Consider the following 13,235-nt stretch of genomic DNA (forward strand, 5'->3'; position numbering starts at 1 on the left):
CGTTTACAGCCACGAACCGGCCACTCGACCGCCCGCATGCAGCACATTCGCAACTTTTCCATCATCGCCCACGTGGACCACGGCAAGTCCACGCTCGCCGACCGCATCATCCAGATCTGCGGCGGCCTGCAGGCGCGCGAGATGGAGGCCCAGGTGCTCGACTCGAACCCGATCGAGCGCGAGCGTGGCATCACCATCAAGGCCCAGTCCGTCACGCTGCCGTACACGGCGAAGGACGGCATCACCTACCAGTTCAACTTCATCGACACCCCGGGCCACGTCGACTTCAGCTACGAAGTCAGCCGCTCGCTGGCCGCCTGCGAGGGCGCGCTGCTGGTGGTGGACGCCGCCCAGGGCGTCGAGGCCCAGTCCGTGGCCAACTGCTACACCGCGGTGGAGCAGGGCCTGGAAGTGGTGCCGGTGCTCAACAAGATCGACCTGCCCACCGCCGACACCGAGCGCGTGAAGAAGGAGATCGAGGCCGTCATCGGCATCGACGCCGAGGATGCCGTGGCCATCAGCGCCAAGACCGGCCTGAACGTCGAGGACGTGCTCGAGGCCATCGTCAAGCGCATCCCGCCGCCGAAGCCGCGCGACACCGACAAGCTGCAGGCGCTGATCATCGATTCCTGGTTCGACAACTACCTGGGCGTGGTCTCGCTGGTGCGCGTGATGCAGGGCGAACTCAAGCCCGGCGACAAGATGCTGGTGATGTCCACCGGCCGAACCCACCAGGTGGATTCGGTCGGCGTGTTCACGCCCAAGCGCAAGGTGCTGCCCAAGCTGGGCGCCGGCGAGGTGGGCTGGATCACCGCCTCCATCAAGGACGTGCACGGCGCCCCGGTGGGCGACACCCTCACCCTGGCCAGCGACCCGGCCCCGGGCCCGCTGCCCGGCTTCCAGGAAATGCAGCCGCGCGTGTTCGCCGGCCTGTTCCCGGTGGACGCCGAGGACTACCCGGCGCTGCGCGAGGCGCTGGAGAAGCTCAAGCTCAACGACGCCGCCCTGCGCTTCGAGCCGGAAAGCTCCGAGGCCATGGGCTTCGGCTTCCGCTGCGGCTTCCTGGGCATGCTGCACATGGAAATCGTGCAGGAGCGCCTGGAGCGCGAGTACGACCTCAACCTGATCACCACCGCGCCCACGGTGATCTACGAGGTGCTGCTCACCGACGGCTCCACCCTCTCGCTCGACAACCCGGCCAAGCTGCCGGCGGTGAACAAGATCGAGGAAATCCGCGAGCCGATCATCCGCGCCAACATCCTCACGCCGCCCGACTACGTCGGCGCCGTGATCAAGCTGTGCGAGGAAAAGCGCGGCGCCCAGGTCGGCATCAGCTACCTCGGCTCGCAGGTGCAGATCAGCTACGAACTGCCCATGGCCGAGGTGGTGCTCGACTTCTTCGACCGCCTCAAGTCGGTGTCGCGCGGCTACGCCTCGCTCGACTACCACTTCCAGCGCTTCGAGGCCGGCCCGTTCGTGCGCGTGGACACGCTCATCAACGGCGACAAGGTGGACGCGCTCTCGCTCATCGTGCACCGCAGCCAGGCCGACCGCCGCGGCCGCGACCTGTGCGAGAAGATGCGCGAGCTGATCCCGCGGCAGATGTTCGACGTGGCCATCCAGGCCGCCATCGGCTCGCAGATCATCTCGCGCTCCACGGTCAAGGCGCTGCGCAAGAACGTGCTGGCCAAGTGCTACGGCGGCGACGCCACCCGCAAGAAGAAGCTCCTGGAGAAGCAGAAGGAAGGCAAGAAGCGCATGAAGCAGGTCGGCCGGGTGGAGATCCCGCAGGAGGCCTTCCTCGCCGTACTCCAGGTGGACAACAAGTAAGCGGCCCCCGCCGCGAGGAACCCCGACGCGTGAAAATCGACCTTGCCCTGATCCTGACGTCGCTGGCCGCCCTGACCGGCCTGGTCTGGCTGATCGACCGCCTGGCCTTCGCGCCCAGGCGCAAGCTCATGCAGGCCGAAGGCGAGGAAGTCGCCGAGCCGGTGTGGGTGGACTACGCCCGCCAGCTGTTCCCGGTGATCTTCATCGTGCTGGTGCTGCGCAGCTTCCTGGCCGAGCCCTTCCGCATCCCGTCGAGCTCGATGATGCCGACCCTGCTCGTCGGCGACTTCATCCTGGTCAACAAGTTCGCCTACGGCCTGCGCCTGCCGGTGGCCAACACCAAGGTCGTGCCCGTGGGCGAACCGGCCCGCGGCGACGTGGTGGTGTTCCGCTACCCGGGCATGGGCCCGGACGACCCGCGGGCGGGCGCCGACTACATCAAGCGCATCGTTGGCCTGCCGGGCGACCGCATCGCGTTCCGCGACCAGACCGTGTTCGTGAACGACCAGCCGGTGGCCAAGACCCCCGACGGCGTCTACGTGGACGGCAGCCGCGGCCGGGACTCCATGACCGGCGCCACCCAGTTCGAGGTGGACCTGGGCGGCCGCGTGCACAAGACCCTGGAAACCAGCCCGTTCTCCAGCCCCCGGGCGGAGGGCGTCTGGGACGTGCCGGCCGGGCATTATTTCGTCATGGGCGACAACCGGGACCGCAGCGAGGACAGCCGCTACTGGGGCTTCGTGCCGGAACAGAACCTGGTCGGCAAGGCCTTCGTGATCTGGCTCAACTGCGAGGGCTGGTTCTGCAGCGGGGCGTTTGACTACACCCGGATTGGCGATACCATCCGCTGAACGGTCCAACCAGGGGAAGGGAAATGGCTCGCAAGCCGCGTGGCATGACGTTGATGAGTTTCGTGATCGTCCTGGTGGTCGTGGGCTTCTTCGCCCTGGTCGCCATGAAGCTGTTCCCGATGTACAGCGAATACTTCAACCTCAAGGGCGTGATGGAGGAGTACGCGGCGCAGCCCAACTCCGCCTCCATCCCGCCGGCGCAGATGCACACCGAGCTCAACCGCCGCTTCGGCATCGCCTACGTGGATTCGGTCAAGAAGGAACACATCAAGATCATCCGCGAGGGCGGCGTGAGCAAGCTCAACATCGCCTACGAGGTGCGCGTGCCGCTGTTCGGCAACCTCGACGTGGTGGGCAAGTTCGACAACACCGTCGACCTTGCCGGCAAGGCGGCGAGTGACTGACCGGATCACCCACCGCTTCGCCAGGCCCGAGCTGCTGCAGCAGGCGCTGAGGCACCGCAGCGCCGGGTCGCCGCACAACGAACGGCTGGAATTCCTCGGCGACGCGCTGGTCAACCTGCTCGTCGCCGAGGCGCTTCACGAGCGTTGGCCCAAGGCCGACGAAGGCACCCTGACCCGCGCGCGCGCCAGCCTGGTGCGCGAATCCGCCTTGGCCGAAGTGGCGCGCCGCCTGCAACTGGGCGACAAGCTGGAGCTGGGTCCCGGTGAGATGAAGAGCGGCGGCCATCGCCGCGATTCGATCCTGGCCGACGCGGTCGAGGCCGTGGTCGCGGCCATCCACCTCGACGCTGGCTTCGAGGCCTGCCGGGCCGCGGTGCTGCCCTGGTTCGAGCCCGGCCTGGCCGAACTGCCTACCGGCAAGGCCGAGAAAGACCCCAAGACCCGCCTGCAGGAATGGCTGCAGGGCCGGCAGCTGCCGCGCCCGGCCTACCGCCTGCTGGAAACCCTCGGCGACGACCATGCCCGCGTGTTCCGCGTGGCCTGCGAAACCGCCGAGCCGCCGCACGAGGAGCAGGCCGAAGGCAGCTCCCTGCGCGCCGCCGAACAACTCGCCGCCGAACGCGTGCTGGCGAAACTGGAGAAGAAGTGAGCCCGACCCCCGAAACCCCGGAGGCGCCGTTCCGTGCCGGCACCGTCGCCGTGCTCGGTCGCCCGAACGTGGGCAAGTCCACCCTGGTCAACGCCCTGGTCGGCGCCAAGGTGAGCATCGTCTCGCCGCGCCCGCAGACCACCCGCCACCGCCTGCTGGGCATCGCCACCTTCGAGGCCGGGCAGCTGCTGCTGGTGGACACGCCGGGCATCCACCGCGAACAGAAGCGCGCCATGAACCGCATGATGAACCGCGCCGCGCGTGGCGCCGTCGAGGGCGTGGATGCGGCGGCGCTGGTCATCGAGGCCGGCCGCTGGACGGAAGAAGACGGCCTGGCCTACGCCGCCCTGCATTCCGCCGGCGTGCCAGTGGTGTTGGTGGTGAACAAGGTGGACAAGCTGGCCGACAAGACCGCGCTGCTGCCCTTCATCGCCCAGATCACCCACGAGCGCGAATTCGCCTCGGTGCACCCGGTGTCGGCGATGAAGTCCAAGGGCCTGGACGCCCTGGTGAAGGACCTGATCTTCCTGATGCCCGAGTCGGCGCCGCACTACGGCGAGGACGAGATCACCGACCGCAGCGAACGTTTCCTGGCCGGCGAACTGGTGCGCGAGCAGCTCATGCTGCGCCTGGGCGAGGAGCTGCCTTACTCGACCACGGTCGAGATCGAGAAATTCGAGGAAGACGGCGAACTGCTGCGCATCGCCGCCGTGGTCTGGGTCGAGCGCGAGGGCCAGAAGCCCATCGTCATCGGCAAGGGCGGCGAGCGCCTGAAGGCCATCAGCACCGGCGCCCGCGTCGGCATGGAGAAGCTGTTCGGCCGGAAGGTCTTCCTCGAGACCTGGTGCAAGGTGCGCGAGGGCTGGTCCGACGACGAGGCCGCGCTGCGGCGCTTCGGCTATTCGGACTGAGCCATGCGCGTGCTCGCGCAGCCGGCCTACGTGCTGCACGCGCGCCCCTGGCGCGAGACCAGCCTGATCGTCGAACTGCTCAGCCGCGACCACGGCCGCGTGGCCGTGGTGGCGCGCGGCGTGCAGGGCGCCAGGCGCCACCCGCTGCGCGCGGCGCTGCAGCCGCTGCAGCACCTGCGCGCCGACTTCCTGCCCCAGGGCGAAATGGCCCGCCTGCTGCAGGCCGAGGCCGTCGACGCCGCGCCGATGCTGCAGGGCGAGGCGCTGATGGCCGCCTTCTACATCAACGAGCTGCTGCTGCGGCTGGTGCCGCGCCAGGACCCGGCGCCGGCGCTGTACGAACGCTACGGCGAGCTGCGCGGCGAATTCGCCCGCCCCGGCGAGCTGGCCTGGACCCTGCGCCGCTTCGAACGCGACCTGCTCGAGATCCTGGGCTACGGCCTGCCGCTGGACGAAGACGAACACGGCGTGCCGGTGGACCCCGCCGCGCGCTACCGGCTCGACGCCGAGCGCGGCCCGGTGCGCGACCGCAGCCACGAGGCCGGCTCCACCAGCGGCGCGGCCCTGCTGGCGCTGGCCGCCGACCGCCTGCCGCCGCCGGAGCAACTTCTGGAACTGCGCAGCGCGCTGCGCGGCGTGCTTTCCGCGCACCTCGGTCCGCAGAAGCTGAAATCCTGGGGCCTGCTGTCGGAGCTGGCCCGCTTGGGCCGCGACTGAAACCCCGGCTCAGCCGGCTTCCAACGCCCGCTCCACGCAGGCTTCGAACCGGGCCAGCGCCAGCGCGTCGCCGGGGTCTTCGTGCAGTGCCCGCACCGCGGCCAGCAGGGGCAGGGCACCCACGAAACCGCAGCCGGCCTTGAGCCGGTGCAGGTGGGCGCGGGCGGCGTCGGCATCGCCGTCCCGGCAGGCCGCCTGCACCGCGCGGCACTGGCTCGGCAGTTCCTCGCGGAACATCGCCCGCAGCGTGGCCAGGGCGGCCGCCTGGCCCGCCACGGCGGCCAGCCCGGCGGTGTCGTCCCAGGGCGGCAGGGCTTCCGGCGGCAGCAGGTCGCGTACGGCCTCGAGCAGTTCGTGCAGGCCCAGTGGCTTGGCCAGCACGCGCGCGAATCCCGCCAGCCCAGGGGCGGGGTCGGCGCTGAGCGCGACGGCCGGTACCCGCAGGCCGGCGGCGCGCAGCTCCGCCAGCAGGTCTTCGCCGCGACCGTCGGGCAGGCGCAGGTCGAACAGCCACAGCGCGTGGTCGCCGTGCCGGGCCGCGTCGCGCGCGGCGGCCAGCGTGGCCACGGTTTCCACGCTGGCCGGCAGCGAAGCGAGGCCCTGGGCGAGGAAGGCGGCGCTGACCGGGTCGTCCTCGAGCAGCAGCAGGCGCGGGTTCATTCCGGGTCCCGTTCAATCGGCCCATGCAAGGCACTATGCTGGCCAGCATGCGGCGACGGTTACTGCTCGGCAAGGTGGTGTTCGGCGCGCTGCTGCTGCTCGCCGGGCCGGCGTTTGCCGCGCGCGAACTGCAGGTGTCCGTGGCCGCCGTGCGCGGCGAGGCAGCCAGCGTGTCCGCGCTCGACGTGAAGCTGCACTGGCCCGAGGGCGCGCCCGCGGGCGAACTGGTGCTGCAGGCCGGGCGCATCGAAGTCCCGACGCTCGGCGAGTCGTTTTCCGACATCCAATGGCGCTGTCCGCTGAGCCTGGACGGGCAGGGCCAGTGGCGCTGCGAGGGTCCCGTGCGCAGCGCCACCGGGCAGGCCGTGGCCAGCGTTTCGCTCTCCGCGGCCGCGCTCGACGCCAGCCTGCAGGTCGGTCCCAGCCGCGTGGCCTATGCCTCGCGCGCGGCCGCGCCGGACCGTCCGCGCCTGTCGCTCGAAGCCGTGCCGGTGGCCTGGTTGAAGGCCTTCCTGGCCGGCCTGTGGGCCGAGGGGCAGTGGACCAGCGGCCGCGCTTCCGGCCACGTAGATCTCTGGCTGCCCGAGGACGCGCCGCTGCAGGCCCGGGCCCGCCTGGACCTGGCCGAGCTTGGCCTCGAAACCCCGGATGGTTGGCTGGCCGCGGCCGGCCTGGGCGGCCGGCTGGAGCTCGACTACCTGCCCGCGGGCGAGCTGGCCCGGGTGCACACGCGCTTCGTCGCCCGCGGCGGTGAATTCCTGGCCCAGGGCCTGTACGCGCAACTGCCGGCGACGCCGGTGGAACTGCAGGTGGAGCTGCAGCAGCAGCCGGGCGGCGAATGGCGCCTGCCGCAGTTCTCGCTGCGCGACGGCCGGGTGCTGCAGGCCAGTGGCCAGGCCCGCCTGGGCGCCGACGGCAGCCTCGCCGACCTCGCGCTCGACCTCGAGCTGGGCGAACTGGCGGTGGCGCGCGACCGCTACCTCAGCGGCTTCCTGGCGCCGGCCGGTTTCCCCGACCTGGTGCTCGCCGGCGCCGCCAGCGCGCACCTGTCGATGCAGGACGCGCAACTGCGGGCCATGTCGCTCTCGCTCGAGCAGGTCAACGCGGTCGACCCGCGCCAGCGCTTCACCTTGGCCGGCCTGCAGGGCGGCCTGCGCTGGACCGCCGCGGGCGAGGCGGTGGCCAGCACGCTGGGCTGGGACAACGCCGCGCTGTTCGGCATCGGCCTGGGGCCGGCGCGGCTGGGTTTCGCCAGCGCCGAGGGCCAGCTGCGCCTGCGCGAACCGGTGGCGCTGCCCGTGCTGGAAGGCCAGGCGCGGCTGGAACACCTGCGCTGGCAGCCGCCCGGCGGTGGCAAGGGCGCGCGCTTCCAGCTGGGCGCTTCGCTGGAGGCCCTGGACCTCGCCAGCCTGTCGCAGCGGCTGGGCTGGCCGGCCTTCACCGGCACCGTGGGCGGGCGCATTCCCTCCGCGCGCTACGAAAACAACGTGCTCACGCTCGACGGCGGCCTGGCCATGCAGGTCTTCGGCGGCACGGTGTCGCTGTCGGAGCTGGTGATGGAGCGCCCGTTCGGCGTGGCGCCCACGCTGTCGGCCGACGTGGCCATCGACGACATAGACATGGAGCCCATGACCAGCGCCTTCGGTTTCGGCGCCATCACCGGGCGCATGGACGGCCGCATCGCCGGGCTGCGCATGGTGGACTGGTCGCCGGTGGCCTTCGACGCGCGCCTGGGCTCGGACCCGGCCTGGAAGGGCCGGCGCCGCATCAGCCAGCGCGCGGTCGAGGACATTTCCAAGATCGGCGGCGGCGGCGGGCTCATGGGCGGCCTGCAGGCGCAGGCGCTGCGGCTGTTCGACGACTTCCGCTATTCGCGCCTGGGCCTGGCCTGCCGGCTGCGCGACAACGTCTGCACGATGGACGGCGTCGATTCAGCGGGCGATGGCTATACCATCGTGGAAGGCGCGGGCCTGCCACGCATCCAGGTGGTGGGCTTCCGGCGCCGGGTGGATTGGCCCACCCTGGTGGCGCGCCTGGTGGCGGCCACCGAGGGCACGGCCCCGGTCATCGACTGAAGGAGCGGCACATGGGCAAGTTCAAGACCAAGTTCCTGCGCGTGGCGACGATGGCGCTGGCCGTCTTCGCGCTGGGCGCCTGCGTCACCATCAATGTCTACTTCCCGGCGGCCGAGGCGCAGCAGGCGGCCGAGGAGTTCGTGGAAAAGGTGCTGGGCGACGAGGCCGCGCCGGCCCCGGCGGGCGACAACCCGCAGGCCTTCCACGCGCCGGCCCCGGCCCGCTTCAGCCTGCTCTCGCTGCTCATCAGCGACGCCGCGGCCCAGGAAGCCGACATCACCATCCGCACCCCGGCTATCCAGGCCATCCAGGACCGCATGGCCGCGCGTTTCCAGGCCAGCCTGCAGCCGCATTTCGATTCCGGCGCGCTGGGCTTCGGCAAGGACGGCCTGCTGGTGCTGCGCGACGCCACCAAGGTGGCGCTGAAGGACCGCGTGGCCGTGAACCAGCTGGTGGCCGAGGACAACCGCGACCGCAACGCCGTCTACCGCGAGATCGCCGTGGCCAACAACCACCCCGAGTGGGAGGCCCAGATCCGCGAGACCTTCGCCCGCCAGTGGGTGGCCAGCGCCCGCGCCGGCTGGTGGTACCAGTCCGCCGACGGCGCCTGGAAGCAGAAGTAAGGCCCCGCCAAGCACCGGGGGCGCGGATTTGCGACAATCCGCGCCCCTTCGTTTCGGCGTCTCCCGTGTCCCGTACCCGCCTCAGGCAGTTGCCCCCCTTCGAACTCGAGATCACCGACCTCAGCCATGACGGCCGGGGCGTCGGACGCCGCGACGGCAAGGCCATCTTCGTCGCCGGCGCGCTGCCTGGCGAACTCGTGCGGGTCGAGCAGACGGGCCGGAACCGGCATTTCGACGAGGGCCGCACCGTGGAGGTGCTCCGCGCCTCGCCCGACCGCGTCGAGCCGCGCTGCCCGCACTTCGGCGCCTGCGCCGGCTGCGTGCTGCAGCACCTTTCCGAGCCCAGGCAGATCGCCGCCAAGCACGGCGTGCTGATGGACAACCTGCGGCGCATCGGCCACGTCGAACCGCAGCGCGTGCTCGAGCCGCTCACCGACGCCGCCTGGGGCTACCGCCGCAAGGGCCGTTTCTCGGTGCGCTTCGTCGAGAAGAAGGGCAAGGCGGTGGTGGGCTTCCGCGAAACCAACCCGCGTTTCGTCGCCGACCTCACCACCTGCCACACCGTGCTGCCGGAGATCGGCGCGCGCATTCCGGAGCTGGCCGCGCTGGTGGACAGCCTGGACGGCAAGCGCACGCTGCCGCAGATCGAATTCATCGCCGGCGAGCAGGGCGTGGCCCTGGTGTTCCGCCACCTCGAACCGATGGGCGAGGCCGACCGCGCCCGCCTGGTGGAGTTCGCCAAGGCCAGCGGTTTCGCGGTGTTCCTGCAGCCGGGCGGCATCGATACCGTGCATGCGCTGTGGCCGGAGCAGGTGGACCTGAGCTTCGCGCTGCCGGCCTGGGACCTGCACCTGGCGTTCCGCCCGCTGGACTTCATCCAGGTCAACGCCGGCCTCAACGACAAGATGATCGCCCGCGCGCTCGAGCTGCTCGATCCGCAGCCGGGCGAGCGCGTGCTCGACCTGTTCTGCGGCCTGGGCAACTTCACGCTGCCGCTGGCGCGCAAGGCCGGCACCGTGGTGGGCGTCGAGGGTGATGCCGGACTGGTGGCGCGCGCCCGCGAGAACGCCGCGCGCAACGGCCTGGGCAACGTGGAGTTCCACGCCGCCGACCTGGCCAAGGACCTGGGCGGCGAGCCCTGGATGAAGGCGGGCTTCGACAAGCTGCTGCTCGACCCGCCGCGCGCCGGCGCCGCCGAAGTGCTGGCGCAGCTGCCGCTCAAGGGCATCCACCGCATCGTCTACGTGTCCTGCCACCCGGGCTCGCTGGCGCGCGACGCCGGCTTCCTGGTGCGCGAGCGCGGCTACACCCTGGTCGCCGCCGGCGCCATGGACATGTTCCCGCAGACGGCGCACGTGGAGTCGATCGCACTGTTCGAGAAGAAGGGCGCCTGAGCATGGGCATCGAGATCGAGCGCAAGTTCCTGCTGGCCGGCGACGGCTGGCGCGCAGCGGCGGTGAAGTCGGTGCGCATGGCGCAGGGCTACATCAACGACATGGCCGCGCTGCGCGAGGGCCGGCAGAACGCCTCGGTGCGCGTGCGCATCGCCGGCGACGCCGCCTTCCTCAACCTCAAGTCGCGCGAGCTGGGCAGCACCCGCCAGGAGTTCGACTACCCGATCCCGGTGGCCGACGCCGAGGCGCTGCTGGCGCTGTGCGTGGGCGGTCGCATCGAGAAGGTGCGGCATTACGTCCGGAACGCCGGCCATACCTGGGAAGTGGACGAATTCGCCGGCGACAACGCCGGCCTGGTGGTGGCCGAGCTCGAGCTCGCCTCCGCCGACGAGGCCTTCGAGCGCCCGGCCTGGCTGGGCCGGGAAGTGACCGAAGAGCTGCGCTACTACAACCTGGCGCTCGCCGAGCGCCCGTATTCGCGCTGGCGCGCGGAGGAGCAAGCCTGATGCTGGTGATCGGAATCGGCGGCCTGGAGCTGGCCCCCGAAGAGCGCGAATGGTTGCAGCACCCGGCGGTGTCGGGCGTCATCCTGTTCAAGCGCAACTTCGCCTCGCGCGACCAGGTGGCCGACCTGTCGGCCGCCATCCGCGCCGCCGCGCCGCGCCCGCAGCTGCTGTGCGTCGACCAGGAAGGCGGCCGCGTGCAGCGCTTCCGCGATGGCTACCACGTGCTGCCTTCGCTCGAGGGTTTCGGCAAGCTGTACGAACGCGACCGCGAGGCCGCGCTGGCCCTGGCCCGCGAGCACGCCTGGCTGATGGCCAGCGAAATCCGCGCCACCGGCGTGGACCTGAGCTTCGCGCCGGTGGTTGACCTGGGCCGCGGCAACCTGGCCATCGGCGACCGTGCCTTCCACGCCGACCCGGCCATTGTCGCCGAGTTCACCCGCGCCTACGTGGCTGGCATGCACGAAGCCGGCATGGCCGCCACGCTCAAGCATTTCCCGGGCCATGGCTCGGTGCTCGAGGACACGCACTTCGACGACGCCGTCGACCCGCGGCCGCTGTCCGAACTGCAGGCGCACGACCTGGTGCCGTTCGCGGCCGGCATCGCCGCCGGCGCCGAGGCGGTGATGATGGCGCACGTGAAGTACCCGGCCGTGGCGCCGGAGCCGGCGGGTTATTCGCCGCGCTGGATCCGCGACATCCTGCGCCGCGACATGGGCTTTGGCGGCATCGTCTTCAGCGACGACATCGGCATGGCCGCGGCCGAGTCGGCCGGCGGGGTGAAGGCGCGCATCGACGCCCACCTCGACGCGGGCTGCGACGTGGTGCTGGTGTGCGCACCGGCGCTGGTGCCCGATTCGCTCCGGGCCGTGGACGACCGCGCGGCGCCGGCGCCGGACGCGCTGGCGGCGCTGGCCGGCCGCCGGCACGCCGACTGGCACGCCCTGGCCGCCGACGCGCGCTACGATGGGGCCCGCGAGGCGCTGCGCCGATTCGAGCAAGGAGTCGCCTGAGATGTCCCCCGAGCTGAAAACCGCGCTGGCCGCGTCCGACCTGCTGTTCGACCGCGCCACCATCGAACGCGAAACCCGCCGCATCGCCGCCGAGATCGACCGCGACTACGCCGGTGGCGAGCGCCCCGTGTACCTGACCATCATGCACGGCGGCATGCTGTTCGCCTCGCAGCTGGCGCTGGAGCTGGCCACCGACCTCGAGTTCGACTACCTGCATGCCACCCGCTACCGCGGCGCCACCACCGGCGCGAACCTCACCTGGCTGCACCGCCCGGCCACGTCGCTGCGCGGCCGCCGGGTGCTGGTGGCCGACGACATCCTCGACGAGGGCCACACGCTGCTGGCGGTGAAGCAGTGGTGCGAGCAGGAGGGCGCCGCCGACGTGCGGGTGGCGGTGCTGGCGCTCAAGCACCACGACCGCCGCGCGCCGGGCATCACCGCCGACTACGTCGCCATCGAGGTGCCCGACCGCTACGTTTACGGCTACGGCATGGACTACCACGAGCAGGGCCGCAACCTGCCGGCCATCTACGCCCTGAAGGACTGAACCATGTCGGCGATCGAGCTGGCCGTCATCGGCGGCACTGGCCTTTACCGGCTGGCCGCGCTGCAGGACCCCGAGGCGCTCGAGGGCGACACACCCTACGGCCGCCCCTCGGGCCCGGTGCGGGTAGGTCGGCTGGTGGGCAAGCGCGTGGCCTTCCTGGCGCGCCACGGCGAGGGCCATTCGCTGCCGCCGCACCGCGTGAACTACCGCGCCAACCTCTGGCGCCTGAAGGAACTGGGCGCCACCCGCGTGCTGGCCGTGAACACCGTCGGCGGCATCACCGAACGCTTCGGCCCGAAGGTGCTGGCGCTGCCCGACCAGCTCATCGACTACACCTGGGGCCGCACCTCCAGCTTCTGGGACGGCGAGGGCGGCGAGGTGCTGCACGTGGACTTCGGCGACCCCTACACCCCGGCCCTGCGCCGCGAGGTGCTGGCCGCGGCCGCGGCCTCGGGCACGCCGCTGGTGGACGGCGGCTGCTACGGCGCCACCCAGGGCCCGCGCCTGGAAACGAAGGCTGAAATCGCCCGCATGCGCCGCGACGGCTGCGACCTGGTCGGCATGACCGGCATGCCCGAGGCCGGCCTGGCCCGCGAGCTTGGCCTGGACTACGCCTGCCTGGCCATCGTGGCCAACTGGGCGGCCGGCTGCAGCGGCGACGAGGAGATCACCCTGGCCGAAGTGCTGGCCAACGTGGAGGTCGCCAGCGCCCACCTGCCGGCGCTGCTGGAAGCGCTGTTGGGGTGATTGTCAACCGTTTTGCCCTTGTTCATACTCGGTCCGTGCACGGGACCGGGTCATCGGCACACGGAGCACGCCCGTTCTTCCAGCATTCGAGGTCAAGTACATGAGTTTCGGCACCGTGAAGTGGTTCAACGACGCCAAGGGCTTTGGTTTCATCGCCCCCGAGGACGGCAGCGCGGACGTGTTCGTGCACTATTCCGCCATCAGCGCCAAGGGCTTCCGCTCGCTGCAGGAAGGCCAGCGCGTGAGCTTCGAGGTGGTGCAGGGCCCGAAGGGTTCGCAGGCGTCCAACGTCACCCCGGCCTGAGCCACGC

15 protein-coding genes are annotated in these 13,235 nt (G+C 71.1%); 14 read left to right on the plus strand and 1 reads right to left on the minus strand.

Going from position 1 to position 13,235, the window contains the following annotated elements:
• Window positions 1–36 precede the first annotated feature (36 nt).
• From lepA to recO, 6 genes are read left to right on the plus strand one after another with little or no spacing between them, the layout of a single operon-like run.
• Window positions 37–1,830, plus strand: a complete 1,794-nt coding sequence (gene lepA / locus ACE3Q2_RS00920) for a translation elongation factor 4 (protein WP_231697429.1) — start codon at window positions 37–39, stop codon at window positions 1,828–1,830.
• A 35-nt stretch (window positions 1,831–1,865) separates the two neighbouring features.
• Window positions 1,866–2,681, plus strand: a complete 816-nt coding sequence (gene lepB / locus ACE3Q2_RS00925; RefSeq protein WP_231697430.1) for a signal peptidase I — start codon at window positions 1,866–1,868, stop codon at window positions 2,679–2,681.
• A gap of 44 nt (window positions 2,682–2,725) precedes the next feature.
• Window positions 2,726–3,085 (plus strand): DUF4845 domain-containing protein, encoded by a 360-nt coding sequence (locus ACE3Q2_RS00930; protein ID WP_374472097.1) that lies wholly within the window; start codon window positions 2,726–2,728, stop codon window positions 3,083–3,085.
• Window positions 3,078–3,734: a ribonuclease III gene (rnc, locus tag ACE3Q2_RS00935; RefSeq protein ID WP_231697382.1), complete on the plus strand. Its 657-nt coding sequence runs from the start codon at window positions 3,078–3,080 to the stop codon at window positions 3,732–3,734. Before ACE3Q2_RS00930 ends, rnc begins: the two co-directional genes overlap by 8 nt.
• Window positions 3,731–4,645 carry a GTPase Era gene (gene era, locus ACE3Q2_RS00940; protein ID WP_231697383.1) on the plus strand — a complete coding sequence of 305 codons (915 nt, stop codon included), beginning with the start codon at window positions 3,731–3,733 and terminating at the stop codon, window positions 4,643–4,645. The genes rnc and era overlap by 4 nt, the downstream gene beginning before the upstream one ends.
• A 3-nt stretch (window positions 4,646–4,648) precedes the next feature.
• Window positions 4,649–5,362, plus strand: coding sequence for a DNA repair protein RecO (gene recO, locus ACE3Q2_RS00945; protein WP_231697384.1), 714 nt, complete (start codon window positions 4,649–4,651; stop codon window positions 5,360–5,362).
• 9 nt (window positions 5,363–5,371) lie between these two features.
• On the opposite strand, the gene ACE3Q2_RS00950 is transcribed toward recO, so the two are convergent.
• Window positions 5,372–6,022, minus strand: a complete 651-nt coding sequence (locus tag ACE3Q2_RS00950) for a response regulator (protein WP_374472100.1) — start codon at window positions 6,020–6,022, stop codon at window positions 5,372–5,374.
• Between the two features lie 23 nt (window positions 6,023–6,045).
• Here ACE3Q2_RS00950 and ACE3Q2_RS00955 point away from each other — a divergent pair, with 23 nt between their 5' ends.
• The 8 genes from ACE3Q2_RS00955 to ACE3Q2_RS00990 all read left to right on the plus strand — a co-directional run bounded on the left by ACE3Q2_RS00955 (window position 6,046) and on the right by ACE3Q2_RS00990 (window position 13,228).
• On the plus strand, window positions 6,046–8,097 hold the full coding sequence (locus ACE3Q2_RS00955; protein ID WP_231697386.1) for a YdbH domain-containing protein: 2,052 nt from the start codon (window positions 6,046–6,048) through the stop codon (window positions 8,095–8,097).
• Window positions 8,098–8,108: 11 nt separating this feature from the next.
• A complete protein-coding gene (locus tag ACE3Q2_RS00960) occupies window positions 8,109–8,720 on the plus strand; it encodes a YdbL family protein (RefSeq protein WP_231697387.1) in 612 nt (203 codons plus the stop codon).
• Between the two features lie 65 nt (window positions 8,721–8,785).
• Entirely contained in the window at window positions 8,786–10,114 is a 1,329-nt protein-coding gene (gene rlmD / locus ACE3Q2_RS00965; protein WP_231697388.1) for a 23S rRNA (uracil(1939)-C(5))-methyltransferase RlmD, read from the plus strand.
• Window positions 10,115–10,116: 2 nt separating this feature from the next.
• The gene (locus tag ACE3Q2_RS00970) at window positions 10,117–10,620 is read left to right on the plus strand and encodes a CYTH domain-containing protein (RefSeq protein ID WP_231697389.1); all 504 of its coding nucleotides are present in this window, start codon (window positions 10,117–10,119) and stop codon (window positions 10,618–10,620) included.
• Complete coding sequence (gene nagZ, locus ACE3Q2_RS00975) at window positions 10,620–11,630, plus strand: beta-N-acetylhexosaminidase (protein WP_374472104.1); 1,011 nt, start codon at window positions 10,620–10,622, stop codon at window positions 11,628–11,630. Before ACE3Q2_RS00970 ends, nagZ begins: the two co-directional genes overlap by 1 nt.
• 1 nt (window position 11,631) lies before the next feature.
• Window positions 11,632–12,177: a hypoxanthine-guanine phosphoribosyltransferase gene (locus tag ACE3Q2_RS00980; RefSeq protein ID WP_374472106.1), complete on the plus strand. Its 546-nt coding sequence runs from the start codon at window positions 11,632–11,634 to the stop codon at window positions 12,175–12,177.
• Window positions 12,178–12,180: 3 nt separating this feature from the next.
• The gene (locus ACE3Q2_RS00985; RefSeq protein ID WP_374472108.1) at window positions 12,181–12,924 is read left to right on the plus strand and encodes an S-methyl-5'-thioinosine phosphorylase; all 744 of its coding nucleotides are present in this window, start codon (window positions 12,181–12,183) and stop codon (window positions 12,922–12,924) included.
• Window positions 12,925–13,024: 100 nt separating this feature from the next.
• Window positions 13,025–13,228 (plus strand): cold-shock protein, encoded by a 204-nt coding sequence (locus ACE3Q2_RS00990; RefSeq protein ID WP_231697393.1) that lies wholly within the window; start codon window positions 13,025–13,027, stop codon window positions 13,226–13,228.
• Window positions 13,229–13,235: the final 7 nt, after the last annotated feature.

Origin of the sequence: Arenimonas sp., assembly GCF_041913985.1 — a bacterium.
Lineage (GTDB): Bacteria > Pseudomonadota > Gammaproteobacteria > Xanthomonadales > Xanthomonadaceae > Arenimonas.

Bases quoted from the DNA above. Each gene is read 5' to 3' on its own strand.
- ACE3Q2_RS00990 (WP_231697393.1), top strand. From the start codon at position 13,025: ATGAGTTTCGGCACCGTGAAGTGGTTCAACGACGCCAAGGGCTTTGGT.
- ACE3Q2_RS00960 (WP_231697387.1), top strand. From the start codon at position 8,109: ATGGGCAAGTTCAAGACCAAGTTCCTGCGCGTGGCGACGATGGCGCTG.
- ACE3Q2_RS00980 (WP_374472106.1), top strand. From the start codon at position 11,632: ATGTCCCCCGAGCTGAAAACCGCGCTGGCCGCGTCCGACCTGCTGTTC.
- ACE3Q2_RS00950 (WP_374472100.1), bottom strand. From the start codon at position 6,022: ATGAACCCGCGCCTGCTGCTGCTCGAGGACGACCCGGTCAGCGCCGCC.
- nagZ (WP_374472104.1), top strand. From the start codon at position 10,620: ATGCTGGTGATCGGAATCGGCGGCCTGGAGCTGGCCCCCGAAGAGCGC.
- ACE3Q2_RS00970 (WP_231697389.1), top strand. From the start codon at position 10,117: ATGGGCATCGAGATCGAGCGCAAGTTCCTGCTGGCCGGCGACGGCTGG.
- lepA (WP_231697429.1), top strand. From the start codon at position 37: ATGCAGCACATTCGCAACTTTTCCATCATCGCCCACGTGGACCACGGC.
- ACE3Q2_RS00985 (WP_374472108.1), top strand. From the start codon at position 12,181: ATGTCGGCGATCGAGCTGGCCGTCATCGGCGGCACTGGCCTTTACCGG.
- ACE3Q2_RS00930 (WP_374472097.1), top strand. From the start codon at position 2,726: ATGACGTTGATGAGTTTCGTGATCGTCCTGGTGGTCGTGGGCTTCTTC.
- recO (WP_231697384.1), top strand. From the start codon at position 4,649: ATGCGCGTGCTCGCGCAGCCGGCCTACGTGCTGCACGCGCGCCCCTGG.
- ACE3Q2_RS00955 (WP_231697386.1), top strand. From the start codon at position 6,046: ATGCAAGGCACTATGCTGGCCAGCATGCGGCGACGGTTACTGCTCGGC.